General features: G+C 68.8%; 22 protein-coding genes. 5 read left to right on the top strand and 17 right to left on the bottom strand.

Annotated features, from left to right (window positions below; all coding sequences use genetic code 11):
- The 6 genes from METRZ18153_RS0103380 to METRZ18153_RS0103355 form a co-directional block, all read right to left on the bottom strand.
- Window positions 1-780 (bottom strand): methyltransferase domain-containing protein, encoded by a 780-nt coding sequence (locus METRZ18153_RS0103380; protein WP_020163421.1) that lies wholly within the window; start codon window positions 778-780, stop codon window positions 1-3.
- Complete coding sequence (locus METRZ18153_RS0103375) at window positions 773-1,522, bottom strand: alpha/beta fold hydrolase (RefSeq protein WP_020163420.1); 750 nt, start codon at window positions 1,520-1,522, stop codon at window positions 773-775. The genes METRZ18153_RS0103380 and METRZ18153_RS0103375 overlap by 8 nt, the downstream gene beginning before the upstream one ends.
- On the bottom strand, window positions 1,515-2,669 hold the full coding sequence (gene bioF, locus METRZ18153_RS0103370) for an 8-amino-7-oxononanoate synthase (RefSeq protein ID WP_020163419.1): 1,155 nt from the start codon (window positions 2,667-2,669) through the stop codon (window positions 1,515-1,517). Before bioF ends, METRZ18153_RS0103375 begins: the two co-directional genes overlap by 8 nt.
- Complete coding sequence (gene bioA, locus METRZ18153_RS0103365) at window positions 2,666-3,976, bottom strand: adenosylmethionine--8-amino-7-oxononanoate transaminase (protein WP_081629056.1); 1,311 nt, start codon at window positions 3,974-3,976, stop codon at window positions 2,666-2,668. The genes bioF and bioA overlap by 4 nt, the downstream gene beginning before the upstream one ends.
- A gap of 95 nt (window positions 3,977-4,071) precedes the next feature.
- The gene (locus METRZ18153_RS0103360; RefSeq protein ID WP_020163417.1) at window positions 4,072-5,466 is read right to left on the bottom strand and encodes a dihydrolipoyl dehydrogenase; all 1,395 of its coding nucleotides are present in this window, start codon (window positions 5,464-5,466) and stop codon (window positions 4,072-4,074) included.
- A gap of 98 nt (window positions 5,467-5,564) precedes the next feature.
- The gene (locus METRZ18153_RS0103355; RefSeq protein WP_029143518.1) at window positions 5,565-6,302 is read right to left on the bottom strand and encodes a glutathione peroxidase; all 738 of its coding nucleotides are present in this window, start codon (window positions 6,300-6,302) and stop codon (window positions 5,565-5,567) included.
- Window positions 6,303-6,471: 169 nt separating this feature from the next.
- On the opposite strand from METRZ18153_RS0103355, the gene METRZ18153_RS0103350 reads away from it, so the two are divergent.
- Together METRZ18153_RS0103350 and METRZ18153_RS0103345 are read left to right on the top strand one after the other, a co-directional pair.
- Window positions 6,472-7,398 (top strand): hydrogen peroxide-inducible genes activator, encoded by a 927-nt coding sequence (locus tag METRZ18153_RS0103350; protein WP_020163415.1) that lies wholly within the window; start codon window positions 6,472-6,474, stop codon window positions 7,396-7,398.
- Window positions 7,399-7,444: 46 nt separating this feature from the next.
- Window positions 7,445-7,918, top strand: a complete 474-nt coding sequence (locus tag METRZ18153_RS0103345; RefSeq protein WP_019915286.1) for a Dps family protein — start codon at window positions 7,445-7,447, stop codon at window positions 7,916-7,918.
- 42 nt (window positions 7,919-7,960) lie between these two features.
- Here METRZ18153_RS0103345 and METRZ18153_RS0103340 read toward each other — a convergent pair whose 3' ends face one another.
- Genes METRZ18153_RS0103340 through METRZ18153_RS0103320 form a run of 5 tightly spaced genes read right to left on the bottom strand, consistent with a single transcriptional unit; the run spans window position 7,961 to window position 15,883 of the window.
- Window positions 7,961-8,614 carry a phosphatase PAP2 family protein gene (locus METRZ18153_RS0103340; protein ID WP_020163414.1) on the bottom strand — a complete coding sequence of 218 codons (654 nt, stop codon included), beginning with the start codon at window positions 8,612-8,614 and terminating at the stop codon, window positions 7,961-7,963.
- Window positions 8,614-10,530, bottom strand: a complete 1,917-nt coding sequence (locus METRZ18153_RS0103335; RefSeq protein ID WP_020163413.1) for an LTA synthase family protein — start codon at window positions 10,528-10,530, stop codon at window positions 8,614-8,616. Before METRZ18153_RS0103335 ends, METRZ18153_RS0103340 begins: the two co-directional genes overlap by 1 nt.
- A gap of 12 nt (window positions 10,531-10,542) precedes the next feature.
- A complete protein-coding gene (locus METRZ18153_RS0103330) occupies window positions 10,543-13,590 on the bottom strand; it encodes an efflux RND transporter permease subunit (RefSeq protein ID WP_020163412.1) in 3,048 nt (1,015 codons plus the stop codon).
- Window positions 13,590-14,651, bottom strand: a complete 1,062-nt coding sequence (locus tag METRZ18153_RS0103325; RefSeq protein WP_020163411.1) for an efflux RND transporter periplasmic adaptor subunit — start codon at window positions 14,649-14,651, stop codon at window positions 13,590-13,592. Before METRZ18153_RS0103325 ends, METRZ18153_RS0103330 begins: the two co-directional genes overlap by 1 nt.
- Window positions 14,648-15,883, bottom strand: coding sequence for a TolC family protein (locus METRZ18153_RS0103320; protein WP_043364018.1), 1,236 nt, complete (start codon window positions 15,881-15,883; stop codon window positions 14,648-14,650). The genes METRZ18153_RS0103325 and METRZ18153_RS0103320 overlap by 4 nt, the downstream gene beginning before the upstream one ends.
- 174 nt (window positions 15,884-16,057) lie before the next feature.
- Here METRZ18153_RS0103320 and METRZ18153_RS0103315 point away from each other — a divergent pair, with 174 nt between their 5' ends.
- Genes METRZ18153_RS0103315 through METRZ18153_RS0103305 form a run of 3 tightly spaced genes read left to right on the top strand, consistent with a single transcriptional unit; the run spans window position 16,058 to window position 18,869 of the window.
- Complete coding sequence (locus METRZ18153_RS0103315) at window positions 16,058-16,735, top strand: response regulator transcription factor (protein ID WP_020163409.1); 678 nt, start codon at window positions 16,058-16,060, stop codon at window positions 16,733-16,735.
- The gene (locus tag METRZ18153_RS0103310; RefSeq protein ID WP_020163408.1) at window positions 16,732-17,496 is read left to right on the top strand and encodes a fused MFS/spermidine synthase; all 765 of its coding nucleotides are present in this window, start codon (window positions 16,732-16,734) and stop codon (window positions 17,494-17,496) included. The genes METRZ18153_RS0103315 and METRZ18153_RS0103310 overlap by 4 nt, the downstream gene beginning before the upstream one ends.
- Window positions 17,493-18,869 carry a sensor histidine kinase gene (locus tag METRZ18153_RS0103305; RefSeq protein WP_020163407.1) on the top strand — a complete coding sequence of 459 codons (1,377 nt, stop codon included), beginning with the start codon at window positions 17,493-17,495 and terminating at the stop codon, window positions 18,867-18,869. The genes METRZ18153_RS0103310 and METRZ18153_RS0103305 overlap by 4 nt, the downstream gene beginning before the upstream one ends.
- Before the next feature lie 28 nt (window positions 18,870-18,897).
- Here METRZ18153_RS0103305 and METRZ18153_RS0103300 read toward each other — a convergent pair whose 3' ends face one another.
- The 6 genes from METRZ18153_RS0103300 to METRZ18153_RS0103275 form a co-directional block, all read right to left on the bottom strand.
- A complete protein-coding gene (locus METRZ18153_RS0103300) occupies window positions 18,898-21,702 on the bottom strand; it encodes an EAL domain-containing protein (RefSeq protein WP_232415954.1) in 2,805 nt (934 codons plus the stop codon).
- Window positions 21,703-21,805: 103 nt separating this feature from the next.
- The gene (locus METRZ18153_RS0103295) at window positions 21,806-23,527 is read right to left on the bottom strand and encodes a tetratricopeptide repeat protein (protein WP_020163405.1); all 1,722 of its coding nucleotides are present in this window, start codon (window positions 23,525-23,527) and stop codon (window positions 21,806-21,808) included.
- Between the two features lie 82 nt (window positions 23,528-23,609).
- Window positions 23,610-23,858: a S4 domain-containing protein gene (locus tag METRZ18153_RS21200; protein WP_029143515.1), complete on the bottom strand. Its 249-nt coding sequence runs from the start codon at window positions 23,856-23,858 to the stop codon at window positions 23,610-23,612.
- Complete coding sequence (locus tag METRZ18153_RS0103285) at window positions 23,855-24,469, bottom strand: hypothetical protein (protein ID WP_020163403.1); 615 nt, start codon at window positions 24,467-24,469, stop codon at window positions 23,855-23,857. Before METRZ18153_RS0103285 ends, METRZ18153_RS21200 begins: the two co-directional genes overlap by 4 nt.
- The gene (locus METRZ18153_RS0103280; RefSeq protein WP_020163402.1) at window positions 24,466-24,849 is read right to left on the bottom strand and encodes a hypothetical protein; all 384 of its coding nucleotides are present in this window, start codon (window positions 24,847-24,849) and stop codon (window positions 24,466-24,468) included. The genes METRZ18153_RS0103285 and METRZ18153_RS0103280 overlap by 4 nt, the downstream gene beginning before the upstream one ends.
- On the bottom strand, window positions 24,846-25,310 hold the full coding sequence (locus tag METRZ18153_RS0103275; RefSeq protein WP_020163401.1) for a hypothetical protein: 465 nt from the start codon (window positions 25,308-25,310) through the stop codon (window positions 24,846-24,848). The genes METRZ18153_RS0103280 and METRZ18153_RS0103275 overlap by 4 nt, the downstream gene beginning before the upstream one ends.
- Window positions 25,311-25,456 lie beyond the last annotated feature (146 nt).

Raw genomic sequence — 25,456 nt, 5'->3', positions numbered from 1 at the left:
TCAGCTCCGGTTGCCCGAGGACGCACGAGCGACCACCCAGGCCAGTTGATAGGTCAGCGGCAGGCCAAGCGCTTCGCGTCGTGCCTCCAAGCGATCGCATACCTGCCGCAATGCCGCGCGGCCGAGCAGAGCACGACGCGCGCCATCCGGCACGTGTGACGCACCGATATCGCGGTTCGACTGCAGCAGTGCGCGCGCATCCGCAAAGTATTCGACGTGCGATTCGCTGCGCATCAGTTCCGCCGTGAAGCCACTGTCGGCCAGAGCAGCAGCCAGCGCCCCGGGCGCCGGGAAGGACACCGTGTGACGATGCGCATCCAGACCGGCGAACGCGTCATCGATCTCTGCGAGCGTTCCGAGGAGGACGGTGCTGAAACACATATGGCCGCCATCCCGGAGGACGCGCCGACACTCGGCCAGCGCAACCGGCAGGTCGCACCACTGCAGCATCAGGCTGGAGAACACGATGTCCGCGCTCGCCGAGGCAAGCGGCAGACGGTGCGCATCGGCGCAGACGCGCGTCACTCCGCTGCCCCGTTCGTGGGCACGCAACATGCCCAACGAGAAATCGACCGCACAATGTGTCGCATGAGGAAAGCGCGCATGCAAGCCGGTCGATGCGAAGCCGGTCCCGCAGCCGAGATCGAGCACAAGCCCGGCGGATCTGTCCGGCAGCAGTTCGAGCAGGCGATCGCACACCACGCGCTGCAGCCCGGCCGCCGCGGCATAGCGCGTCGCAGCCCGCGAAAATGAGGACCGTATCGCGGCGCGCTCAGTCATCGGCGCACACCCACGCACACAGATCGGAAAGCTCGCGATGCCGCCAGGGCAGATGCGCCGCGCCCGGCACTGGCATCCAGCGCGCAGCGTCCTCCTTGGCCGCGGCGCCGATGTCGACCACGTGGTCCTGCTCGCCGTGCAGGCAGCACAGAGGTATTGGAAGCGAACGCAAGGTGTCCCGCAGATCCCGCTCGCGCAACCAGTCCAGTCCCTGACTCAACGCCTGAGCGGCCGGCGGCAGGTCGTCCATCAACGCTGCCATCGCGCCCCGCACGCCGCGTGCATCGCTGTCGCCGAGCGCCGCCAGTGCGGCAAAGCGAGCGCGCGTGCGCCGCGGGTCCTGCTCCAGGCCATCCGCAAAGGCGTCGAAGCGCTCTTCTGTCATGCCATATGGCCAGTCGACGGCCTGCATGAAGCGCGGCGAAGCGCCCACGAGGAGCAGTCGGCGCACCCGCATCCGAGCCGCCCAGGCGATCGCCAGCAGGCCGCCCAGCGACCAGCCGACCAGCACCTCCGCGTCGGGCACCGCCTGTACGAGCTGATCGACACAGTCGTCGAAACCGTCGCAGCGCTGGCCGACGTTCAATCCGTAGCCGGGCAGGTCGGGCTGGACGACGCGGCAATGCGCGCCCAGCGCCTCGGCCAGCGGCGACAGCAGGCGGCCGTCCCAGCCCCAGCCGTGCACCAGTGCGACGCGCGGCCCCTGTGTGCCGTAACAACGGGCGGCCAGCACGTCATTCATGGCCGACCTCGTTCAGCGCAGCGCACAGCGCGTCAATGTGTGCGGCCTCGTGCGCCGCGCTGAGCGACACACGCAAGCGGGCACTGCCAGCAGGCACCGTGGGTGGCCGGATGGCCGGCACCCACAGGCCACGTTCGCGCAGCCGCGCCGACAGCGCCAGCACCTCGGAATTGCCACCCACCTGCACCGGCTGGATTGCGGTGTCGGACGGCATCACGGGCCAGCGGCACGTCGCGAGCAGCTGCCGCATGCGCAGACGATGTTCCGTCAGACGCGCGCGCCGCTCGTCACCGTCCTCGATCAAGCGCAGGCTCGCCAGCACCGCACAGGCGGTCGCCGCGGGCGCTGCGGTGGTGTAGCGGTAGCTGCGGCCGGTTTGCATCAGCCATTCGATCGCGTCGGCGTCGCCGGCGACGAAGGCACCGGCGACGCCTGCCGCCTTGCCCAGCGTGCCGATGTAGATCAGACGCGGTGACGCGAGGCCAAAGTGCGACAGCACGCCACGCCCCTGCTCACCAAGCACGCCGAAACCGTGCGCGTCGTCGACCACCAGCAGTGCGTCGTGGCGCTCGCACAGCGCCAGCAGTTCGGGCAGCGGCGCGATGTCGCCATCCATGCTGAACACGCCGTCGGTCACGACGACCTTCTGTCCGCCTGCAGCCTCGAGCGCGCGCGCGACCGCAGCGACGTCGCCATGCGGATAGCGACGCACCGTGGCGCGCGACAGCAAGGCAGCGTCGACCAGCGAGGCGTGGTTCAGCCGGTCGGCGATCACCGTGTCGCCGCGCCCGGCGAGCGCCGGCAGCACCGCGAGGTTGGCCATGTAGCCGGTCGAGAAATAGAGCGCGCGCGGCAGGCCGACGAAACGCGCGAGCGCGACCTCCAGCTCCTCGTGCGGTCGCTGGTGTCCGCTGACCAGGTGCGACGCGCCAGCACCGGCGCCCCAGCGAGCGGCGCCTTCGCGGAAGGCGTCGACGATTTCAGGATGGCTGGCGAGTCCGAGGTAGTCGTTGCCGGCGAAGGAAACGAGGCGCCGACCATCGACCACCGCCTCGGGGCCGCAGGGCGCCTCCAGCACCAGGCGGGTACGCAGCAGATCGTCCGCCGCCAGCGCTTCTAGGCGGGCGCGAAAGTCGGTGGCGCTCATGCGAGGGCAGCGTCCAGCGCAGCCAGCGCCCCTTGCGCAAGCAACACGCTCTGCGCTTCATCGAGCACGTAAGGCGGCATGAAGTAGAGCGTGTTGCCTATCGGCCGCAGCAGCAGTTCGCGCGCCAGCGCCTCGCGATGGAAACGGCGGCTGAAGTCCGCGTGCGGCGTATCGACGTCGAGCGCCCAGATCATGCCCGCCTGACGGAAATTGCGGGTGGCCGGATGCGCCGCAAGCGGCGCCAGCGCCTCGCTGAAAGTCTGCGCCCAGGCCCTGTTGCGTTCGAGCACGTCGAGCTGTTCGAACAGTTCCAGCGTCGCCAGCGCCGCGCGGCAGGCGAGCGGATTGCCGGTGTAGGAATGCGAGTGCAGGAAGCCGCGCGCCATCGTGTCGTCGAGGAAGGCCTCGAACACGAAGGGCTTGCTCAGCACCAGCGACAGCGGCAGCGTGCCGCCGGTGATGCCTTTGGACAGGCAGATGAAATCCGGCCAGCCCTCGCCGTCGGCATCCAGCGACTGCTCGCTCGCGAAGAAGGTGCCGGTGCGACCGCAGCCGACGGCGATCTCGTCGGCGATCAGGTGCACCTGATAGACGTCGCACAGCGCACGCACCGCACTGAGCCAGCCTGCGTCGTGCATCGCGAAGCCGCCGGCGCACTGCACCCGCGGTTCGATGATCAGCGCGGCGATCCGCGCGTGATGCGCTTCGAGGAATACTGTCAGCGCGTCGAGCGCGTGCAGTGGTGCGCTCGACGCCGGACTGGGCAAAACGTGCGCGCCGCGCACCATGGGCGCATAGGCATCACGGAACAGCGGCACGTCGGTCACCGCCAGCGCACCAACCGTTTCGCCGTGGTAGCTGCCGGCGAAGCAGATGAACTCGTTCTTGTCCGGCCGCCCGCTGTTGCGCCAGTAGTGCAGCGACATCTTCAGCGCGATCTCGGTTGCCGACGCGCCGTCCGACGCATAGAAGGCGTGGCCGAGGCGACCGCCGGTCAGGGCTGACAGCTTTTCCGACAGCGTCACCACCGGTTCGTGCGTGAAGCCGGCGAGCATCACGTGGTCCAGCGTGTCCAGCTGGTCGCGCAGCGACTGCACGATGTGCGGGTGACTGTGGCCGAACAGATTGGTCCACCACGAACTGATGCCGTCGAGGTAGCGACGACCGTCCGGCGCATACAGCCACGGCCCTTGCGCGCGGCTGACGGCGAGCAGCGGCAGCGACTGGTCGGCGTGCCACTGCATCTGCGTGCAGGGGTGCCAGACGGCGGCGAGGCTGCGGGAAACGAGGGAATCTGAAGCGGACACGTGAGGACACCGGCAGCGCCTCCGCACGGTGGCAGAGGCAACGAGGCCGGTATTCTAACCGCCCGCCCGGTACCTCGTCCGGGCGGGCCGCGCAATCACGCTGCGGAGAGCTTCGCCGCCGCGTCGCGCAGTGCAGTGCGCAGCCCCTCTTCCACCACCGGGTGATAGAAGGGCATTTCAAGCGCGCGCTGCACGGTCATGCCCGACTGCATCGCCCAGGCCAGCAGGTGAGCCAGATGCTCGACGTCCGGCCCCATCATTTCGCAGCCGAGCAGGCGACCGCTGGCCTTGTCCGCATAGACGTGCAGCAGACCCTTGTTGCGCAGCATGACGCGCGAGCGCCCCTGGTCCTCGAACGACACCTCGCCGGTGACAAAACTGTCCGGCGCGAGATCGACGTAGCGCTTGCCCACGGTCGCCAGCTGGGGGTCCGAGAACACCACTGCGATCGGCTCGCGACGCAGACCCGGCTGCACCGCGGGGAAGCGGGCCGCGTTTTCGCCGGCGATGCGGCCCTCGTCGGCCGCTTCGTGCAACAGCGGCAGGTCGTTGTTGGCGTCACCGGCGATGAAGATATGCGTGCTGCCACACTGCATCGTCGTGCGGTCGAACTCCGGCACACCGTTTGCGCCGAGCGTCACCGACGTGTTCTCGAGGCCGAGATTCTTCACATTGGGCGTACGGCCGGTGGCGGCGATCACCCACTCGAAGTCCTTGGTCACCACGCGGTCGTCCTGCAGTTCCTGCACGATGCGCACGCCGTCCGGCCGCTCCTCGACCGACACCACCTTGGCGTCGGCGTGCAGCGGAAATTCCTCGGCAAACGCGTTGGTCGCGTAAGCCTTCAGCGCCGGGTCGGAGAACGGGCCGACGAAATGGCCGCGGCCGAACACCTCGACGCGCACGCCGAGGCGGTGCAGCGCCTGACCTATCTCCAGGCCGATCACGCCGGGTCCGAATACGGCCACCGATTCCGGCAGTTCGGTCCAGTCGAACACGTCATCGTTGACGATGAGGCGCTTGCCGGCCGGCTTCAGCATCGGCGGCACCGCAGGCGACGATCCGGTGGCAATGACTGCACGGCCAAAGGTGACCACCGTGTGCTCATCGACCTGCAGGCTGCGGTCGTCGATGAACTTGGCGTAGCCGCGCAGCTTGTGCTCGGCCGGAATGCTATCGACACCGCGCACGACGAAGCCGACGAAGCGGTCGCGTTCGCGGCGCACGCGCTCCATCACGGCGCGGCCGTCGATGCGCACCGACCCTTCGAGACGGATGCCGAAAGCGTCCCACTTTTCGGTCACGTGCGCCGCTTCCGCCGCCGCGATCAGCAGCTTGCTCGGCATGCAGCCGACGCGGGCGCAGGTGGTGCCGTAGGGGCCGCCCTCGATGATGACGGCCGACTTGCCGCCGGCGATGGCGGCGCGGTAGGCGGCGAGGCCGGCCGTGCCGGCACCGATCACCGCAACATCCACGATCATTTCCTTCATGTCAGTCTCCCTGGTCGGACGATCAGGGCTGCGCACCCTGCGGTGCGCAAGCCTGATCGCACGGCGGGTCGCCCCACCGTACGCCCATCTCGTGCGGCTTACTTCGCCGCCGCCCACTTCTCCAGGTCTTCCCAGCCGCCGATGTGCTGGCCGTTGATGAACACCTGCGGCACCGTCTTCGCACCGACGATGGCACCCAGGGCACGCGAACGCTCGGTGTGCGGCAGGTTGATCTCGGCGTAGTGATAGCCCTTCTCCGCCAGCAAGGCCTTGGCCTTGGCGCAGAAGCCGCACCCTTCGCGGGTCAGGATGGCGACCTGGTCCGGCTTCTTCGCGTTCGGGTTGATGTAGTTCAGCATCGTGTCCGCATCGGACACCTTGAACGGATCACCCGGTTCCTGCGGCTCGATGAACATCTTGCTCACGACGCCGTCCTTCACCAGCATCGAATAGCGCCAGCTGCGCTTGCCGAAGCCGAGATCGGCCTTGTCGACCAGCATGCCCATACCTTCGGTGAATTCGCCGTTGCCGTCGGGTACCAGGGTCACATTGTCGGATTCCTGATCCTTGGCCCATTCGTTCATGACGAAGGTGTCATTGACCGACACGCACAGGATGTCATCAACGCCATTCGCCTTGAACGCCGGCGCCAGTTCGTTGTAGCGCGGCAGATGGGTGGACGAGCAGGTCGGCGTGAAAGCGCCGGGCAGCGAGAACACCACGACGGTCTTGCCCTTGAACAGATCATCGGTGGTGACGTTCTTCCACTCGTTGTTTTCGCGGACGCGGAACGTGACGTTGGGGACGCGCTTGCCTTCGTGGTTCTGCAGACTCATGTTCATCTCCTTGAGTGATGGACCGGATTCGAAAAGTGGTGATGTGCATGCCACTTGCTGCGCTGCACATCGACAGGACGCATTCTGGATATCGGATCGAAAACGGTCCAATTGATTGATTTTCTATTATTGATCGTATAATTCGATCAACAATCCCCGGAGCCCGCGCATGTCCGCCCTGCCCTCGCTGCGCCAGCTGCGTTATCTGGTCGCCGTGTCCGACAAGCTGAACTTCACCCAGGCGGCGGAATCCTGCTTCGTCACGCAATCCACGTTGTCCGCCGGCATCAAGGAACTGGAAGCCACCCTGGGCACGCGGCTGGTCGAGCGCGAGCGGCATTCGGTCATGATGACTGCAGTCGGAGCCGAGGTCGTCGCGCGTGCGCGCCGGCTGCTGGCCGAGGCCGAAGACCTGACCGAATGGGCACGCAATGCGGAGCGGCCGATGAGCGGCCTGCTCAGGCTCGGCGTCATCCCGACGATCGCGCCCTTCCTGTTGCCGGCGGTACTGCCCGAAGTGCGGTCGCGCTACCCTGAACTGAAACTGGCGCTGCGTGAGGACCTGACCGCCAACCTGCTGGCACGGCTTGCCACCGGCCAGATCGACTTCGCGCTGATCGCGCTGCCCTACGACACCGGCAATCTGCAGGTGTACTCGCTGTTCGACGAAGAACTGCTGCTGATCGCGCCGGCCGGCCGCGAAGCGGACATGCCGCGCGACATCGGCAAGCTGGACCCGGAGGCGCTGCTGCTGCTGGAAGAGGGCCATTGCCTGCGCGGACATACGCTGGGCGGCTGCCGGCTGGACGAACCGCGGGTGACCGGCATGGAGGCGACCAGCCTTTTCACGCTGGCGCAGATGGTCGAAGGCGGGCTTGGAATGGCGCTGCTGCCCGACATGACCTTGCGCTCCGGCCTGCTCGGTCATATGAATCTTGTCGCGCACCGCTTCTCCGAACCGCGTCCGCGCCGTACCATCGCACTGGTCGCACGCAGTTCGAATGCCCGCCAGGAGTGTTTTTCACGGCTGGCCGAACTGATCGCCGGACAGGCGCCGCAGTCCCGCACCGACACAACTGACGGAACCGGTACCTGACGGCCGCACTCACATCCGCGTCAGCATCAACGAAGGGAGCATCCAAATGAGCACGATCAACATCGGCATTCCTGAAGACCAGCGCCGCGCCATTGCCGACGGTCTGTCGCGCCTGCTGGCCGACACCTACACGCTCTACCTGACCACGCACAACTTCCACTGGAACGTGACCGGTCCGATGTTCAACACGCTGCACCTGATGTTCGAAGGTCAGTACACCGAACTGGCGCTGGCCGTCGATCTGGTGGCCGAACGCATCCGCGCGCTGGGCTATCCGGCACCGGGCACCTACTCGGCTTACGCCAAGCTCACGTCGATCAAGGAGCCGGAAGGCGTGCCGTCGGCCAACGACATGATCCGCCAGCTGGTTGCTGGCCAGGAAGCCGTCGTCCGCACCGCGCGCAGCATCTTCGCCGTGGTAGACGAGGCGCACGACGAACCGACCGCCGACCTGCTGACGCAGCGCATGCAGATCCACGAGAAGAACGCCTGGATGCTGCGCAGCCTGCTCGAAGGCTGATCGACCGCACAGCAGCACACACCGGCCCGCGAGGGCCGGTTTTCATTTGCGCGCCAGCGATGCGCAGATCCAGACGACCAGCGCGCAAAGTGCGGCACTGAGCAGGATGTGCGACGGGAAATGCGCACCGCGCGCGACCTGAACCGCTCCAGCCACGCCCCCGAGCAGCAGCACGCCAGCCAGCGCCAGGCGCCGCCGTGCGCCGGTCAGCACCGGCAGCAGCGCCAGCCACATGAAGGCGGTGGCCGCATGGCCGCTGGGCAGGCATTTGCCTGGTCCGGCCTCTTCTGGTCGCGGATCCAACAGGCGAAAGAACTGCCCCGAGCCACCGAAGTCAGCGACATACCAGGGGCAGCTGTGGGCCGACTGCGCTCGCGCCATATTTACCGCGATCACAGCCAGCAGCGAGGCGACGAGCACGAAGGCGAGACGGCCGCGCAATTCAGCCGCCGCGCCACGCAGGCGCAGCACACTCCAGCCGGCCAGCAGGCCAAGCCAGACCAGCACCGCCAGCCACTTCAGGCCGTCGTGCAGCACCGCCGACAGCAGCCACTGCCTGCGCAGCGGAAAGGCCCCGGCGGCGGCGTCGAAGAACCACGCGGCGGTGATCAGATCGCCGTCGCTCCAGCGGTTGCTCCAGAGCGCCAGCAGCGCCGACAGCACCGCCACGGCGAGCAGGTCGGCGTGCCGCCGCATCACTGCGCGGCAGGCATCTGCAGACGGCCCTGCTTGAATGCCGCGGCCGCGGTCTGGTAGTAGGCGATGGCCTCCTTCACCCGCTGCGGATCCGGCTCGGTCGGCGTCGATTCCAACGTGACCGGGTCGACGCGGTAGGCCTTGACCACACGCCGCGGCGACAGCACGGTGAGCAGGTCGCCGCGCAGATAGCCCAGGTCCTGGTAGTTGGAAATGAATACGCGATCCAGCTGCACGTGCTCCTCGAAGAAGGCGCGGCCGAAGAAATGGTCGTCGCCGTTCTTGCCCATCACTTCGAGCAGCGTCGGCGCCAGGTCGATCTGGCTCAGACGGTCGGTGAATTCGCCCGGCGGCAGCATGTCCGGCGCGTAGAAGATCAGCGGGATGCGGTACTTCGCCACCGGCAGCCGGGTGCGGCCTGCGACCGACGCGCAGTGGTCGGCGACGAACACGAACAGCGTGTCGGCGAACCACGGCTGCTTCTTCGCCTCGCGGATGAACTGGCCGATCGCCCAGTCGGTGTACTTCACGGCGCCGTGCCGGCCGCCCGGCGACGGAATGTCGATGCGGCCGTCCGGGTAGGTGTAGGGACGGTGGTTCGACGTGGTCATGATCTGCGCGAAGAAGGGCTTGCCTTCGGCCGCCTTGCGGTTCATCGCGATCAGCGCGTTGGCGTACAGCGACTCGTCCGCCACGCCCCACACGTTCTCGAACACGATGCTGTCCTTCGGGAAATCGGTGCGGTCGACGATGAGGTAGTCGTTGCCGCGGAAATAGCTGTTCATGTTGTCGAAGTAGCCGTAGCCACCGTAGATGAACATCGGCACCACGCCCTGCGGCGCGAGGATTTCCCCGACTGTCGACAGATTGTTGTTGTTCGTCCGCCGGACGATGGCCTGACCGGGCACCGGCGGCGTGCCGAGCGACAGGGCCTCCAGACCGCGCACGGTGCGGGTACCGGTGGCATACACGTTGGCAAAGCGCAGCCCTTCGGCAGCGATGCGGTCTAGCTCCGGCGTCAGGCCTTCCTTTGATCCATAGGCGCCGACGTATTCCGCCGACAGGCTCTCTATGGTCACCAGCACCACATTGCGCGGCCGCCGTGTGAAGGGTGACTTGTCGTGCGGCGGATCGTCCATCGCGCTCGGACTGTCCTCGGCGCTCAGCGGCAGGCGCTCGACATGCAGTGTGCGCAGCACCTCGTCCGCCTCCTCCTGCGGCAGCGTCGCATACCAGCGCGCGTAATCCAGTTCGTTGCGGCGCATCGCCGCCGCCAGCGAGAAGAGTCCGTTACCCGCCAGTTCGTCGGCGTAGGCGTCACCGCTGCCTTCCATCTGCTCGATCGCCGCCACCTGCGCCGCCGCCGGCAGCAGTACGGCCGCCGCCAGCATGGCGACGCGCGCGCGCCAGGAGCGGACAGCGACGGCAAACGAAAGCCGTCGCCGCAACAGCACGACGAACAGCGCCGACAGCGCCACGATGCCGCCGACCAGCGCGCCGACCGGGTAGGACTCGACGATGTTGCCGATCACTTCCTGCGTGTACAGCAGATAGTCGACGGCGATGAAATTGAAGCGGGTCGAGAATTCCTCCCAGAACACCACTTCGGCGACCGCGCCGAACAGCAGCAGCGCCACCGCCAGCCACAGCGCCGCCCAGCGCAATGCACCCACGAAGCGGCTGGCTCGCAGCCGCGCCGGCAGCAGGGCCGACAGTGCCAGCAGCGGTGCAAGCATCCAGGCAAGCGTTGCCATGTCGAACCACAGGCCGCGCCCGAAAACGTGCACTGCGGCGCTGCCGGGGTCGGCGTACAGCCAGAGGCCCAGCCGCAACAGCGTCCAGACAGCCAGCGCTGTCAGCGCAAGTACGAGCAGGAAGGGCAGCGCGCGCCGCTGTGGCGCAAGGGATTCAGTCATGGAATGAAATCATCAGGCGGCGGTTCGCTCGCCGAATCGCTTGTACAGGATGGGCAGCAGCAGCAGTGTTAACGCAGTACAAGAAACCAGCCCGCCAATGACAACGATTGCAAGCGGCCGCTGGATTTCCGACCCCGGCCCGCTGGCGAACAGCAGCGGCACCAGACCGAGGGCAGCCATCGACGCGGTCAGCAGCACCGGCCGCAGCCGGCGCTGCGCGCCATGCACCACGGCGTCCAGCATCGACATGCCGGCGGCGCGCAGCTGGTTGAAATAGCTCACCAGCACCACGCCATTGAGCACGGCGATGCCGAGCAGCGCGATGAAACCGACCGACGCCGGCACCGACAGGTATTCGCCGGACAGCGCCAGCGCGAACACGCCGCCTATCATCGCGAACGGCACGTTGGCCATCACCAGCGTTGCCTGACGCAGCGAATCGAAGGTGCTGTAGAGAATGAGGAAGATGAGCACCAGCGCCACCGGCACCACCAGCGCCAGCCGCTGCGCCGCCCGCTGCTGGTTCTCGAATTCGCCGCCCCAGGTCAGCCGGTAGCCCGGCGGCAGCTCGACCTTCTGCATCACCTGCGCGCGCGCCTCCTCGACGAAGCCGACCAGATCACGGCCGCCGACGTTGGCGATCACCACCATATTGCGGCTGCCCAGCTGCCGGTTGATCTGCACCGGCCCGCCGACGCGTTCGAAACGCGCCAACTGACCGAGCGCGATGCGCCCTCCGCCCGGCAGCGCCACCGGCAGCTGCGCCAGTTCGTCGGCCGCCGCCGTGCTGCCGCTGGCACGCACCAGCAGCGGAATGCGCCGCTCCTGCTGCTGGATCAGGCCGACCCGCTCGCCCTCGATCTGTGCGCGCAGGCTGGCCGCCAGTGTGTCGATGTCCAGTCCGGCACGGGCCAGCGCGTCGCTGTCCGGCACCACGCGCAGATACTGCACGCCCTCGTTGCGTACGAAGAACACATCCTCCGCCCCCGGTGTCGCGCGCAGCACTTCGGCGATCTCGTCCGCCTTGTGATTCAGCACGTCGAGATCCGGGCCGAAGATGCGGATCGCGAGGTCGCCGCGCACGCCGAGAATCATTTCCGACACCCGCATTTCGATCGGCTGAGTGAAGGCGTAGGCCACGCCCGGAAATTCGTTCAGCAGTTCGCGGATGCGATGGATGACCGCCGGCTTGTCGACCTCGGTCGGCAGGCTGATGAAGGTATCGGTCTGGTTCAGGCCCATCGGGTCGAGGCCGATCTCGTCCGAGCCGGCACGCGCCACCACCTGCAGCGCCTCCGGCACCGTCTCCTTCAGCGCGCGCTGGAACTGGCTGTCGATCGCCAGCGAGGCGTCGAGACTGATCGACGGCAGCTTTTCCAGCTGCACGATGAGGCTGCCCTCGTCCATCGTCGGCATGAAGGTCTTGCCCAGCCCCATGTACAGCACGACCGCCGCGACACCGAGCAGGCCGGCGACGGCGCCCACCACTGCCGGTGCCGCCAGCGCCTTCTGCAGCAGCGGCGCATACAGTCGGGCCAGCGTGCGCGGCAGCCAGGGGTCGGCGTGCGACTTCGCATTCAGCATCAGACGCGCCAGCAGCGGAATGACAGTCAGCGACAGCAGCAGCGAGCCGGCGAGCGCGAACACGATGGTCAGCGCCACCGGCGCGAACAGCTTGCCTTCCAGTCCCTGCAGGCTCAGCAGCGGCACGAACACCAGCGCGATGATGACGATGCCGGCGGTGGTCGGCACCGCCACCTCGCGCACGGCGTCCAGCACCACCTGCTGCCGCGGGCGCTGATCGGCGCCCGGTTCGTGCAGATGGGCGACCACGTTCTCGACCACCACAACGGCAGCGTCGACCAGCAGGCCGATGGCGATGGCCAGCCCGCCCAGGCTCATCAGGTTGGCCGACAGGCCGAACTGGTGCATCAGCAGGAAGGTCCACAGCGCCGACAGCGGCAGCACCACGGCAACCGCCAATGCGGCGCGCAGATTGCCGAGGAAGAGATAGAGCATGACGCCGACCAGCACCACCGCTTCGAGCAGCGCCTTCGACACCGTGCCGACCGCGCGCGACACCAGTTCGCCGCGGTCATAGAAGGGCACCACTTTCACGCCCGCCGGCAGCGCCGCCTGCACTTCCTCGAGCCGGGCGCGCACGCCGGCCACCACCTGCTGCGCGTCGGCGCCGCGCAGGCCCAGCACCAGGCCCTGCACCGTCTCGCCCTCGCCGTTGTGGGTGACGCCGCCCATGCGCGTGAGCGCGCCGAGCTTGACTTCGGCCACGTCGGCCACCCGCACCTGCGCAGTCGGCGTCGCGTGCACCACCAGGCGCCCGATATCGTCGAGCGAAGTGAGCCGGCCCTGCACGCGCACCAGCAGCGTTTCCTCGCCCTCGTTGATGCGGCCGGCGCCGTCGTTGCGGTTGAAGCGTTCCAGCGTGGTCCGCAGTTCGTCCAGCGTGATGCCGGTGGCCGCCATGCGGGCCGCGTCCGGCACCACTTCGTAAGCGCTGGCCAGGCCACCCAGCACGTTCACGTCGGCCACGCCGCGCACCGTGCGCAGCGCCGGGCGGATCACCCAGTCGAGCAGCGCGCGCCGCTCGGCGATCGGCAGATCGCCCTCGACGGTGAACATGAACATTTCGCCCAGCGGTGTGGTGATCGGCGCCAGCCCGCCGGAGAGGCCCGGCGGCAGGTCGCCCATGATGCCGTTCAGGCGCTCGCTCACCTGGTTGCGCGCCCAGTAGATGTCGGTGCCATCCTCGAAATCGATGGTGACGTCAGTGAGGCCGTACTTGCTGGTCGAGCGCAGCATGGTCTGCTTCGGCAGACCCAGCATTTCGATCTCGATCGGCGTCGTGACGCGCGCTTCCATCTCTTCGGGTGTCATGCCCGGCAGCTTGACGATGATCTTCACCTGCGGCGCCGACACGTCAGGGAAGGCGTCGATCGGCAGCTTCATCGCCGCATTGAGGCCGGCGGCGATCAGCAGCAGCGCCGCCAGTACGGTCAGCAGCGGGCGGGCGAGCGCGCTGCGGGTCAGGGCGTCGAGCATCATTCGGCTCCGCCGTGGCCCAGCCACACCGCCTTGATCGCCGCCACCCCGCTGACCGCGACCGGCGACTTCGCGTCAAGCGCGCCGCTGACCGTGGCCTGCGCACTGTCCTGCGACAGCACCTCTACCTCGACCGCACGGAAGCCCTGCGCGGTGCGCATGAACACCCAGCTCCTGCCGTCGTGATGGAGCAGTGCGCCGGCCGGCACCGACCAGGCGGCGGCTGCCGTCGCGCTGCGGCGCACCTTGACCCATTGGCCGGGCCGCAGCCCGTTCTTCGAAGGTGGCAGTTCGGCGCGGATGCGCACCGTCTGCGTGGCGTCCGACGCCCCCCAGCCTATCTGCGTCACCCGCGCCCTGCCGGCGCTTCCGTCGAGCTCGATCAGGTCGCCCTCACGCACCGACGCCGCCTGCGCGACCGGCAGGTTCAGTTCCAGCATGAGCCTGTTCGCATCGGCCAGGCGCAGCAGCGGGTCCGCCTCGTTTACGCGCTGACCGGGCAGCGCCATCCGTTCGAGCACGGTCGCGGCGGCGGCGGCGCGCACCTGGATGCGGCCGGCCGACGCGTCGGCCGCCGACACGCCCATCAGGCGCAAGCGTGACTGTGCGGCAGCCAGTGCAGCGTCGGCCTGTGCTGCCGCCGCTTCCGACTCGCGTACGCGGCGTTCGGCGATCAATCCCTCGGCATGCAGCGCGCGGTCGCGTTCGCGGTTGCCGCGCGCCAGTTCGGCCGCAGTGCGCGCCTGCGCCAGCGACGCGCCCATGTCCGGCAGATCGGCGCTGCGCAGCTCGGCCAGCACCGCGCCAGCCGCCACCTGCTGGCCCTCCGCCACGGGCACCCGCACGACCACACCGCCAGCCGGTGCGGTCGCGACCCACTCCGCATCGGGTGACGCGACCACGCGTGCCGACCACGGGGTGGCCAGTGCGCTTTTCGCTTCGACCGGCAGCGCCTCGCGCACACCCAGACGCTGCATCTGGGTCGGCGCGAGCACGACATCGGCGGCCTGCGCCGCAGCGGTGGACAGGCCGAACAGGAGGAAGACGATACGGAGCTTCAAGGCAGTATTCCCAGGCTGTGGTTATAGCGCGCGACGGCGCGCGACCAGGCGATTTCGGCCAGCGCCGCGGCACGGCGGGCGCTGGCGGCACGCGCCTCGACCAGCAGGCGCTCGGCCAGCGATGTTTCGCCGAGGCGGTAGGCGCGCCGTCCGAGTTCGACTTCGCGCTCGGCGACTTCCTTCTGACCCAGCGCCAGCGTGCGCGCCTGTTCGCGCGCGTGCAGTTCGTGTTCGGCCTCGTGCAGCGCCAGTTCGGCGTTGCGGCGGGCGAACGCCAGTTCGTCCTCGGCGCGCGCCAATTCGATCTGCGCCGGCGACAGCGCGGCGCTGCGGTGCGCTTCGCCGCCGAAGGGGATGGAAATCGTTGCGCCGACGCTGTCGGTGGTGGGCATGTCAGCCGCCGTTTCCGAGCGCACGCCGACCAGCAGGCGCGGCGCACCGCTGCCCTGCGACTGCAGCGTGCCGAGCGCACTGCGCGCCCGCTCGACATGGGCCTGCGCCATCAGCACCGGCGGATAGCCCAGCGCCTGGGTCGCCACCGCCTCACGCGCCTGCTGCGGCAGCGCCTGCTGGCCGGTCAGCGCGGTCCAGCCGAACAGGCTGTGCGCCAGCTCGACCTGCGCCTCATACAGCACCGCGTCGCGCTCGCGACGGGCGGTCTCCGCCGACAGCTTCTCGACCGGCGCCGCGTCGCCAGCGCGGATGCGCCGCGCCACGTCGTCTTCCAGCGCGCGGTAGAGATCGACGTCGGCATCGGCCAGCGTCACTTCGGCTTCGGCCTGCAGCACGCGCCATAGCTGTTCGCGCAGATCGCCGGCCACGCGCCAGCGGTAGGCGCGCAACTCCTCTTCGGATTGCAGCCGGCCGGCATCGGCCTCGCGCCGCAGCGCGTCGCGCTGGCCGGACCGCCACAGCGGCAGCTCCAGCCCCGCTTCAAGTTCGCGCAGCCCGGTGTGGCCGGGCAGGCGGTCGGTCTGATAGCGCATCTGCACCGCTGGCGGGCCCGACAGCACGCTGTCGGCGCGCGCGGCCAGCGCACGTGACTCATTCATGCGCGCCTGCGGCAGCGCGCTGCCGGGCGCCCGGGCCATCGCCAGATCGAGCGCACGCGACAGCGTCAGCGCACTGTCGCGCAGCACCGGCTGCTCGTGCTCGTCGGCGTGCGCGGCAAGCGATTGCGCGAACACCGGCGGACACAGCAGTGCACAGGAAAGCAGAAGGACTGAGCGCATGGACGCAATCGACGAATACGGACAGCCAGCAAGCTTGCGCGCGGGCGGCTTGCCACAGGGTGAACGCAACATGAACGTCTGTTCATGTTGCGGCCATCCAGTGCGCAGGCAGAATGGCGTCCGGATTTGCGCCCGGAGGGCGCGTCACACACCCCAACTCCAGTTCCCATCGACATGCGCATCCTGGTCGTCGAGGACGACACCGAAATCGCCGGATTCATCTGCCGCGGCCTGCGCGAGGCCGGACATGTGGTGGACCACGCGCCGAACGGCCGCGAGGGCCTGTTCCTCGCCACCGGCGAGCAGTACGACGCCATCGTGCTCGACCGCCTGATGCCGCAGATGGACGGCCTGTCCATGCTGGCCGCGCTGCGTGCCACCGGTTCGCGCGTACCGGTGCTCATCCTCAGCGCACTGAGCCAGGTCGACGAACGGATACGCGGCCTGCGCGCCGGCGGCGACGACTATCTGGTGAAACCGTTCGCGATGTCGGAACTGCAGGCGCGGCTGGAGGCGATCACCCGGCGTGGCCTGATGCCGGTGGCCGAATCGGTGCTGCGTGTGGCCGACCTCGAACTCGACCGCATGACGCACACGGTGCGGCGCAGCGGCGAGGAGATCGCGCTCAAGCCGCAGGAGTATCGCGTGCTCGAATTCCTGATGCGCCACGCCAGCCAGGTGGTCACCCGCACCATGCTGCTCGAAGGCGTGTGGGACTACCACTTCGACCCGCAGACCAACGTGATCGACGTGCACATCTCCCGCCTGCGCGCCAAGGTCGACCGCGCGCCCTGGCCGCCGCTGATCCACACGCTGCGCGGCAGCGGCTACTGCCTGCGCGCACCGTCATGAGCGGACGCGACGAGGTCGATGCCGGCCAGCCCTATCTGGTCGAACAGGACGGCCAGCTCACGCTGGCCTTCAGCGAACTGGCGGTGCAGAGCACGATGGACGCCGCCGCGCCCGAGCGGTTGGTTCTCGAGTACTCGCGCCTGATGATGGCCTCACTGCTGTTCGTGCCCGAGCCGGGCCACATCGGCATGATCGGGCTCGGCGGCGGCTCGCTGGTCAAGGCCTGCCACCGCCACCTGCCGCGGACGCGCATGACCGTGGCGGAGATATCACCGGCGGTGATCGCGCTGCGCGATCGCTTCCACATCCCGCCGGACGACGACAGGCTGACCGTCAGCTGTGCCGACGGCGCCGAGTGGGTGGCCGCGCACGACGGCGTGTTCGACCTGCTGTGGGTGGACGGCTTCGACATCGGCGGCATGCCGGCGGCGCTGACCACGCAGCGCTTCTACGACGACTGCCACGCGGCGCTGCGCGACGGCGGCGTACTGGCGATCAATATGTACGCCGGCGACGCGCTGAACAGCGCCTGGGTCGAACGCGTCGCCGCCAGCTTCGCCCGTTCGGTGGCGGTGGTCGACACCGCTGACGGCGACAACCGCATCGTGTTCGCCGCTCGCGGCAACGCCTTCCGGCTGTCGGAAATGAAGCTGGCGCAGCGCGCCCGCGCACTCGAAGCGCGGCTGGGCATCGCGCTGCCCGGCATCGCCCGCGCACTGATGGACGGCCGGCGGCGCGCGCTGGCCGACAGCGAGCCATGAATCTGCGCCTGAGCACCAGCGCACGGCTGACGCTGGCCAACAGCGCCCTGCTCGCCGCCGGCTTCGGCCTGCTGCTGATGCTGGTGAGCTGGCTGGCCGGGCAGTACATGCTGGGTCACGTCGAAGAGAGCGTAGAAGCCGAACTGGACATCCTCGCCGCCGAGTACCGGGTCGACGGCGTGCGCGGCATCAGCGGCCTGATCCGCCAGCGGCTGGACGTGCGCTCGGCCAATCACGACCGCGTCTACCGGCTGGAGGACGCGGCCGGCCGCCTGCTGATCGGCAACCTCGACCACTGGCCGGCCAGCGCCGGGCGCGAAAGCCTGCCCTTGCGCCTGCCCAGCCTGCTCCACCGCGGGCAGACCGAAATCGTCGCCCGCTGGGCGCGCCTGCCGGACGGCAGCCGGCTGCTGGTCGGCTTCGACGAGTACGAAGTCGAGCAGGTGCGCGGCGACATCCGTCGCGCCGCGCTGGTGAGCTTCGGCCTGATGCTGCTCGCCTCGCTGGGCGGCGGCTATCTGATCACGCGTGCCGCACTGCGGCCGGTCGAAACGATACGGCGCGCCGCGCAGCAGATCATGGACGGCGATCTGCAGCACCGGGTGCCGCTGCGCAGCGGCGACGGCGCGGATGAATTCGACCGCCTGGCGCAGACGCTGAACGGCATGCTTGACCGCATCGCGCGGCTGATCGCCACCGTGCGCGGTGCCACCGACAACATCGCGCACGACCTGCGCTCGCCGCTCACCCGTCACCGTGCGCGCATCGAGGCGGCGTTGAGCCATCCGCCCACGGCGGACGAACTGCCGGACTGGCTGGAGCGCAATCTGGCCGACGTCGACCAGGTGCTGTCCACCTTCCAGTCGCTGCTGCGTATCGCGCGCGTCGATTCCGGCCTGCTGCATGGCGAGTTCAGCGAACTGGACCTCGGCCGCCTGGTGCGCGACGCGGCCGAACTGATGGAGCCGCTGGCCGAGGAGCGCGGCCTGCGCCTCGTCGTCAGCGTGCCGGCGGGCGCCGTCTGCACCGGCCACCGCGACCTGCTGTTCCAGACCGTACTCAACCTGATCGACAACGCCATCAAGTACAGCCCGCACGGCGCCGCGGTCGACCTGTCGCTGACGCGCGACGGCGACGACTGGCGCCTGTGCGTGCGCGACGAAGGCGCGGGCATTCCGGCCGCCGAGCGCGAGCGCGTGTTCGAACGCCTGTACCGGCTGGAAAGTGCCCGCGACACGCCCGGCCTCGGCCTCGGCCTGAGTCTGGTGCAGTCGGTGGTCGCGCTGCACCGCGGCACCATTGCGCTTGACGACGCGATGCCCGGCCTCGCGGTGACGCTGCGCCTGCCGGCCAGACCGGCCGGCCCACACTGAACATCTGCCGCCGACGCACGATCGGCGTTCAGGCCGCCCCGTGCTTGTCCGCCGGATCGCTCGCGCGAATTGGCCGGTAGCGGTCCACCCAGGCCGGGAAGTCTTCTGCCGGCATCGGCCGGGCAATCAGATAGCCCTGTGCGACATCGCAGCCGAGTGCGCACAGCGCGTCCCAGTGCTGCTGCGTCTCGACACCCTCGGCCACCACCTTGCGCCCGAGGTCATGCACGAGGTCTATCGTCGAGCGGACGATGGCGGCGGAGTCGCTGCTGACCGCCATCGCGCGCACGAATGACTGGTCGATCTTGATGCAGCCGACCGGCAGCTTCTGCAGATAGCTGAGCGAGGAGTAACCGGTTCCGAAGTCGTCGATGTAGAGCCGTATGCCTTCTGCGCGCAAGCCGTGCAGCACGCGCAGCGCGAAGTCCGCGTCCTCCATCACGGCGCTCTCGGTGATCTCGATCTCCAGCAGTCCGTTCGCGGTGCCCCAATGCGCCAGCATCTGGCGGATCTTGTCCACCAGATCCTCGTCGCGCAGATTGCGCGCAGACAGATTCACCGCGATGGGCAGCGAACGCCCCTCGTCGTCCCACTGCCCGTTCAGACGCAGCACGCGCGCGATCATCCACTCGGCGAGCGGCCGGATCAGTCCGGTCTGCTCCGCCAGTTCGATGAACTCGGACGGCGGAATCAGGCCGCGCGTCGGGTGCTGCCAGCGCACCAGCGCTTCGGCACCGCAGACGATGCCATCGCGCATGTCGACCTTGGGCTGCAGATAGAGCCGCAGGTCGTCCGCCTCGATCGCGCGTCGCAGATCTCCGGCCATGTTCAGGCGGTGCGAAGGCGCGGGATACAGCGCCGGATCGAATACGACGCAGTCGACGCCCTGCTTCTTCGCCTGGCGCACGGCGATGTCCATGTGCCGGTAGAGATCGTGCAGGGTTGACCCGTGATCCGGATACAGCGCGATGCCGGTCCGCGTCGATACATCGATCGGCAACTCGACCAGCTGGACCGGCTGCGACAGCACCTCGCGCAAACGACGCGCCATCGCCAGCGCCGAAGCACGGTCGCTGTCCGGCAGCAGCAGCGCGAATTCGTCGCCGCGCAGTCGTGCGACGAAGGCACCGTCCGGCATCGCCTCACGGAGCCGGGCGCCGAATTCGCACAGTATCTGGTCGCCCTGGGTGAATCCGAGCGCGTCGTTGATTTCGCTGAGCCGCTCGATATTCATCTGCAGCAGCGCGAACGGACGCTCGTGCTGACGGCAGCTGCGCAGCTCGGCCGCAAGCGTGTCGCTGAACAGGGCCTGGTTGGGCAGACCCGTGAGCAGGTCGAACTGGGTAAGCCGGTACATGGCTTCCCGCGTGCGCTCCTGTTCGGCGTGCGTTCGCAGCGTGGACACACCGTAGGCCAGGTCGTCGGCCGACTCGCCGATGAATGACATTTCCTCGTCGCCGAACCCCTCGGGGGCCGCGCCATGAACGGTCAGCATGCCGATGCCGCGGCCCCCTACGCGCAGCGGACACGCAATCACCGGGCCGCCCGCGGGCGTCGGCAGCGCGTCGTGATCCGCCGTATCGGTGCCGTTGAAACGGCGCACCTGCCCGCCGGCAACGATGGCGTCCATCGCCGTGCGAACGTCGGAGGCGTTGGCGGCGGCCCATGCGCGCAATCCGTCGATGCCGTCCGGATGGCCGCACTGGGCCGTCGGAACATAGTCACCCGACGCATCGCCCAACCAGACCACAGCCATCGGATAGGCGCCGACTTCAACCAGCGCGCGACACATGCTGTCCAGCAGTTCGCGTTCGCCGGTGGCGCGCAGCATCGCGCGGTTGCCTGCGCTGAGCGTACGCAATGCGCGACTCACCCGTTCCAGCTCGCGCACGCGCTGCTCCAGCTCTCTGTTGAGCAGACGTATCCTTTCCTCGGCGCGCTTGCGCTCGGTGATGTCGGCGCCCAGCACGTAGTAGCCGGTCACGTCGCCGCGTTCGTCCTGCCGCGGCATGTAGTTGATCACCTGCCAGACGCCCGGAAAGGGTTCCCAGTCGTAGTTCTGCGGCTCGCCCTTCAGGACTTTCTCGATCAGCGGCGCGGCGATGGCGTAGCGCGTCTCGCCAAGCACCTCGCGCACCGAGCGACCGGCGATGTCAGGGTGATGAGGCGCAAAGCGCTCGCGGTAGTGACTGTTCACATACACGTAGCGCTGCTGCGCATCGACGTAGGCGATCAGCGCCGGCACACGGCTGATGACGGTGCGCAGATGTCCCTCGCTCGCGCTCAGCTGTCGCCGTATCAGTCCGTAGGTCGCACCGAACAGCGCAAGCAGAAGCACGAGCACGGCTCCGCCGGCGCCGACCAGCAGGCCGCTCGTGTGTCTCTGCGCGACGTTGCGGCCGACCAGCAGCCGCCGCTCTTCGTCGTCCATCTCGCCCAGGATGCGATCGACGCGCTCGCGCGTCTCGCGCAGCGGCGCTACGGCCACGAAGGCGTTGGCGGCGTCCAGTCCTTCGCTCCTGCGCAGCGCTTCGATCCGGCGCGAGAGGCCCAGGCGCTCGTCGATCACCGCGCGCAGTTGCGTCCAGCGCGTGCTCTGCGCCGGATTGTCGGCGGTGAGCGCGCGCACGCGGCTCAGCTCCATCTCGCGGCGGGCGATCGCCCGGTCGCGCTCGGCCAGCCGCGCTGGATCGCCGGTCAATCTGAAGTTCTGCGTGCTGAGTTCCACCTGGAGGGTCTCGACGCGTACGCGCGCCAGGCCGTGCAGTACGTCATGCGTGTGTGCCACGCGCAGCGCGGCCGCGTTGGCGTCGTCGGCGACCTTCCAGGTCATTGCCGCCATGCCGGAAACGATCAGCACGGCCAGCGCGAACGCGGCAAGGATCCGCCTCTCGAACCGTGACGATACCGGTCGGGCAGAACGCAGGCCGCTCACCTTACCGCCCGCCTTCCCCCGCGGCCGGCTTGACGTCGAACGCGATGCAGATGCGCTCCTCGTTCGATTCGAACGGAATCGTCCGGTGGAACAGCGATGATGGGAACAGCACGATGTCGCCGACCACCGGCAGCAGTGTCTTGCGCGGGAAGTCGTCGTGCTCGCGCGGGTAGTCGTCGCCGTCGGTACTGAATTCGATGCCGCCGGCGGTGCTGCCTGCCGGCCGGTCCGACGGCATCGCCAGATAGAGCACACCGGACAGCCAGCCCTCCTCGTGGATGTGCGAGGTCAGGTGGCCGCCCTTGCTCATCTTCACGTACCAGGAACTGGCGAATTCGGTGCGCACCGGGAAGTCCTGCGCATAGACGCAGTCGTGCGCGGCCAGCGTGGCGCGGTAGCGCGCCACCTCGTCGCGGATCAGCCCGACCAGCCGCGCGATCGACGCTTCGGCGCGGCGGAACAGGTGACCGGAGGACTGGATGCCGTAGTACAGCCGCCCCTGCTTGCGGCTCTGAATGTCGGCGTTCGCGATGTCGCGCAGCAGATCGGCGCGCAGGCTGTCGCCGGCATCGGTCAGCGCGTCGAGGTGACCGTGATGGACCAGCGCCAGCGGGTCCGGGCAGAAGCGGTAGGGGTCGGCAGTGCGCCGGTTGTGTGCGTGGTGGGCGGACAGCGTGGCGATCATCGGCGAGCGGTGGCGGCTGTCGAGCAGTCCGTGCAGCCGCGCCTCGAACTCGTCGCTGCGGCGCAGCTTGTACAGGCAGTACAGCACGCGGTCCTGCCAGTCGAGCACGCGGGCGCGCTCGAAATACGGCAGCGCCTTGTCATACTCGTGCAGGTCGTGGTGCAGCAGGCCGAGGTTGTAATTGGCCATGCCGTGCTCCGCATCGAGTGCGAGCGCGGCGCGGAAGGCCGCCAGCGTGCCCTCGCCGTCGCCCTGATCGCGCAGGATTTCGCCGAGATTGCTGTGCGCGTCAGCATAGGCCGGCGCCAGCGCGATGGCGCGGCGGTAGCTTTCGGCCGCATCCATCATCAGGCCATAGGCGCGTTGCGCGGTGCCGAGGTTGAACCAGGCGGTCGCCGTCGGCTGGATGTCCAGCGCCTTCTGGTAACAGGCCACCGCCTGCTCGGCGTCGCCCGTCTTCTGCAGCGCGGCGCCCAGATTGGACCACGCCTCGACGAAACCGGGCTCGGCCTCGACCGCTCGCCGGTAGGTGTCGATCGCGTCGCCCGACGCGCCCTGGCGGTCGAGCACGGTGCCCAGGTTGAACAACGCCAGCGCGAAGCGCGGCTGCAATGCGATGGCCCGACGGTAGCTGGCGGCGGCGTCATCGCGACGGCCGAGTGCGTCCTGCACGACGCCCATGTTGTAGAGCAGTTCGGGGAAATCCCGCTTGATCGCCACGGCGCGTGTGTAGGTGGCGAGCGCCTCGTCGAGCCGGCCGCGCTGCTGCTGCACCAGACCGAGGTTGCTGAGCAGTTCGGCCGAACCGGGATTCGCCTTCACCGCGGCCGCGAAGGCCGCTTCCGCCTCGTCCAGCCGGCCGAGGCTGGCCAGTGCCGACCCGAGCACGCTGTGCAGCACCACGGCGCCGGGGTAGCGGGCAAGCAACTGGCGCGCCGCGTTCGCCGCCTCGGCCAGACGACCGGCGTTGTACAGATTGAATACCGGCTGCAGTTCGCCGGGGCCGGGCTGACGGACGGGGGCTTGCGTGGGCTTCATGATGTCGGTGCGGGTAACGGGTCGGAGCGGACGCCGGGCGCATATATATAGCGAGCAAAGCGGCAGCGCCAGTTGACCGCGCTCAGTCCTCCGTACGAAGTGCGATGCAGCAATCGGCCGCCACGGTTTGCGAAGACCGCGTGACGGGCTGTCCATCCAGCAGCACGACACCGGCATCGATCAGGCGCTGCGCTGCAGCACGCGACGGTGCCAGCCCGCGCTCGACCAGCAGCGCGTCGATGCGCACGCGGTCGTGGCGCTCCGGCGCCGGTCTTACCTTTGCAGCGGGCTCCGGCGCCGGTCGGGCGCTGCGACGATGGAATGACTTCATCGCTGCCCCGGCATCACCAGCACCGACGGATAGGGTGCGTCCGGCAGCACCTTGGCCGGCACGCCCCACGGGGTCGCATCGGGCGGCGGATCGCCGGTTTCCAGTTTCACGATGCGCCGCTGCGTCGCTTCGTCCGGCGCGTCCTCGACCCAGGTGACGCGCAGCCACAGGCCGTCGCGCAGCGCCAGCGGCGGTGTCTGCGCATTGGTGAAGGCGGCCTGGTGCGCCCCGGGCGACCAGATGAAGGTGACGCCGCCGACCACGATGCGCTCCCAGTTCTGGAAGCGGCGGGTGCTGCCCTGCCCCGGATGGGTGATGTCCTCGCGCCACTGCGCGTGCGCGAACACCGGGCCTTCGACCGTCAGTACGCGGCCGGCCACCAGGTGGTCGGCCAGCCGGTTGCGGTCCCACGTATTGACGCCGTAGCCGAGCGCCGCGATCAGCAGCGCGAACAGCGCAAGCACGCGCGCGGTCCCCGACCGTTCGCCGCGCCGGCGCGCGCGCAGCCAGAATCCCCCGGCCACGGCGAGCAGCGCCAGACCGAACAGGACGTAGCCGTGGAACTCTGGGGCGCCCTGCCCGGATACGTCGTAGACCGGCTGCCAGTTCATGGCAGGTCCTCGCCGTCGGCGGCGAACTCGTCGAGTCGCCAGCGGCCGCTGGCGTCGGCGCGCAGATGGAAGGTGTAGGGCGCGCAGTACAGCAGGCGATCGGAGCCCTCGGCCTGCGGCCGGGCCTGCGCCAGGCAAGCGCTCAGGCGCGCATCGAACAGTGTGGGCACGACCTGCACGAAGGCGGCGCGGTCGAGGCGGCGGCCTTCGTACAGGAGGGGCAGGCGGGTCAGGTCGGCAATGGCCGCCGCGTCGCGCGCGCGCAGGGCGGCGCGGAAACGTTCGATGAAGGCGTCGAAATCACGACTGGCGTCCGCCGCGCCGGCTGCCGAGGGCGCGCCGGCAAGCAGTGCGGCCAGGGCCAGCACGGCTGCCTTCATTCCGGGTCCTGCGCGCATGCGGGCAGATCCGGCTGTTCGGTGCAGACGCGCGGCCAGGTCGGCAGATCGAGTGCAACCAGCGGGTTGTCCTCCAGCCCGGCGCAGGCGCGGTCGGTCGAAGGCAGCACGCACCGCCGTACTTCGCGCCCGCCGCGGCCGTCCTGCGCCTCGGCCACCGCCAGCCGGCCGCCGCGGAAGTAGAGCCGCATCAGCAGCGGGGTGTCGTCCGGTCCCTGCACCACCCACAGCGTGCGGCAGCCGGTGTAGTCGCGACCGACGCCGCTGTTGCGCGGAAAGGCGAGCAGGAAGCCGCCCGGGGTCACGTAGGCGCCGGCCTCCGGCGGCGGCGCCTGCAGCGCGCAGTGACGCCCGTCGGCCGGTATGCCGCCGGGCGCAGCGGCCACGGCAGCGGACAGCGCAGTCAGGCCGGTGACCAGCAGTATCGGCAGGCGGATGTTCATGACGGCTCCAGCGATGACGACGCGATGAGCGCAGTTTAGGCCGCCCGATCGGTTCCCGGCCAGTCATCCATATGGACGCGCGACAGTCCGGAATCCGGACGGCGGCAGCGGTCACCACGTTCGATTCCTGTCCGCGGCGGACTCCG

It is taken from the genome of Methyloversatilis discipulorum (assembly GCF_000385375.1).
Lineage (GTDB): Bacteria > Pseudomonadota > Gammaproteobacteria > Burkholderiales > Rhodocyclaceae > Methyloversatilis > Methyloversatilis discipulorum_A.
Note: the sequence above shows the minus strand (reverse complement) of the source record. Positions and strands in the feature narration are given on the sequence as shown.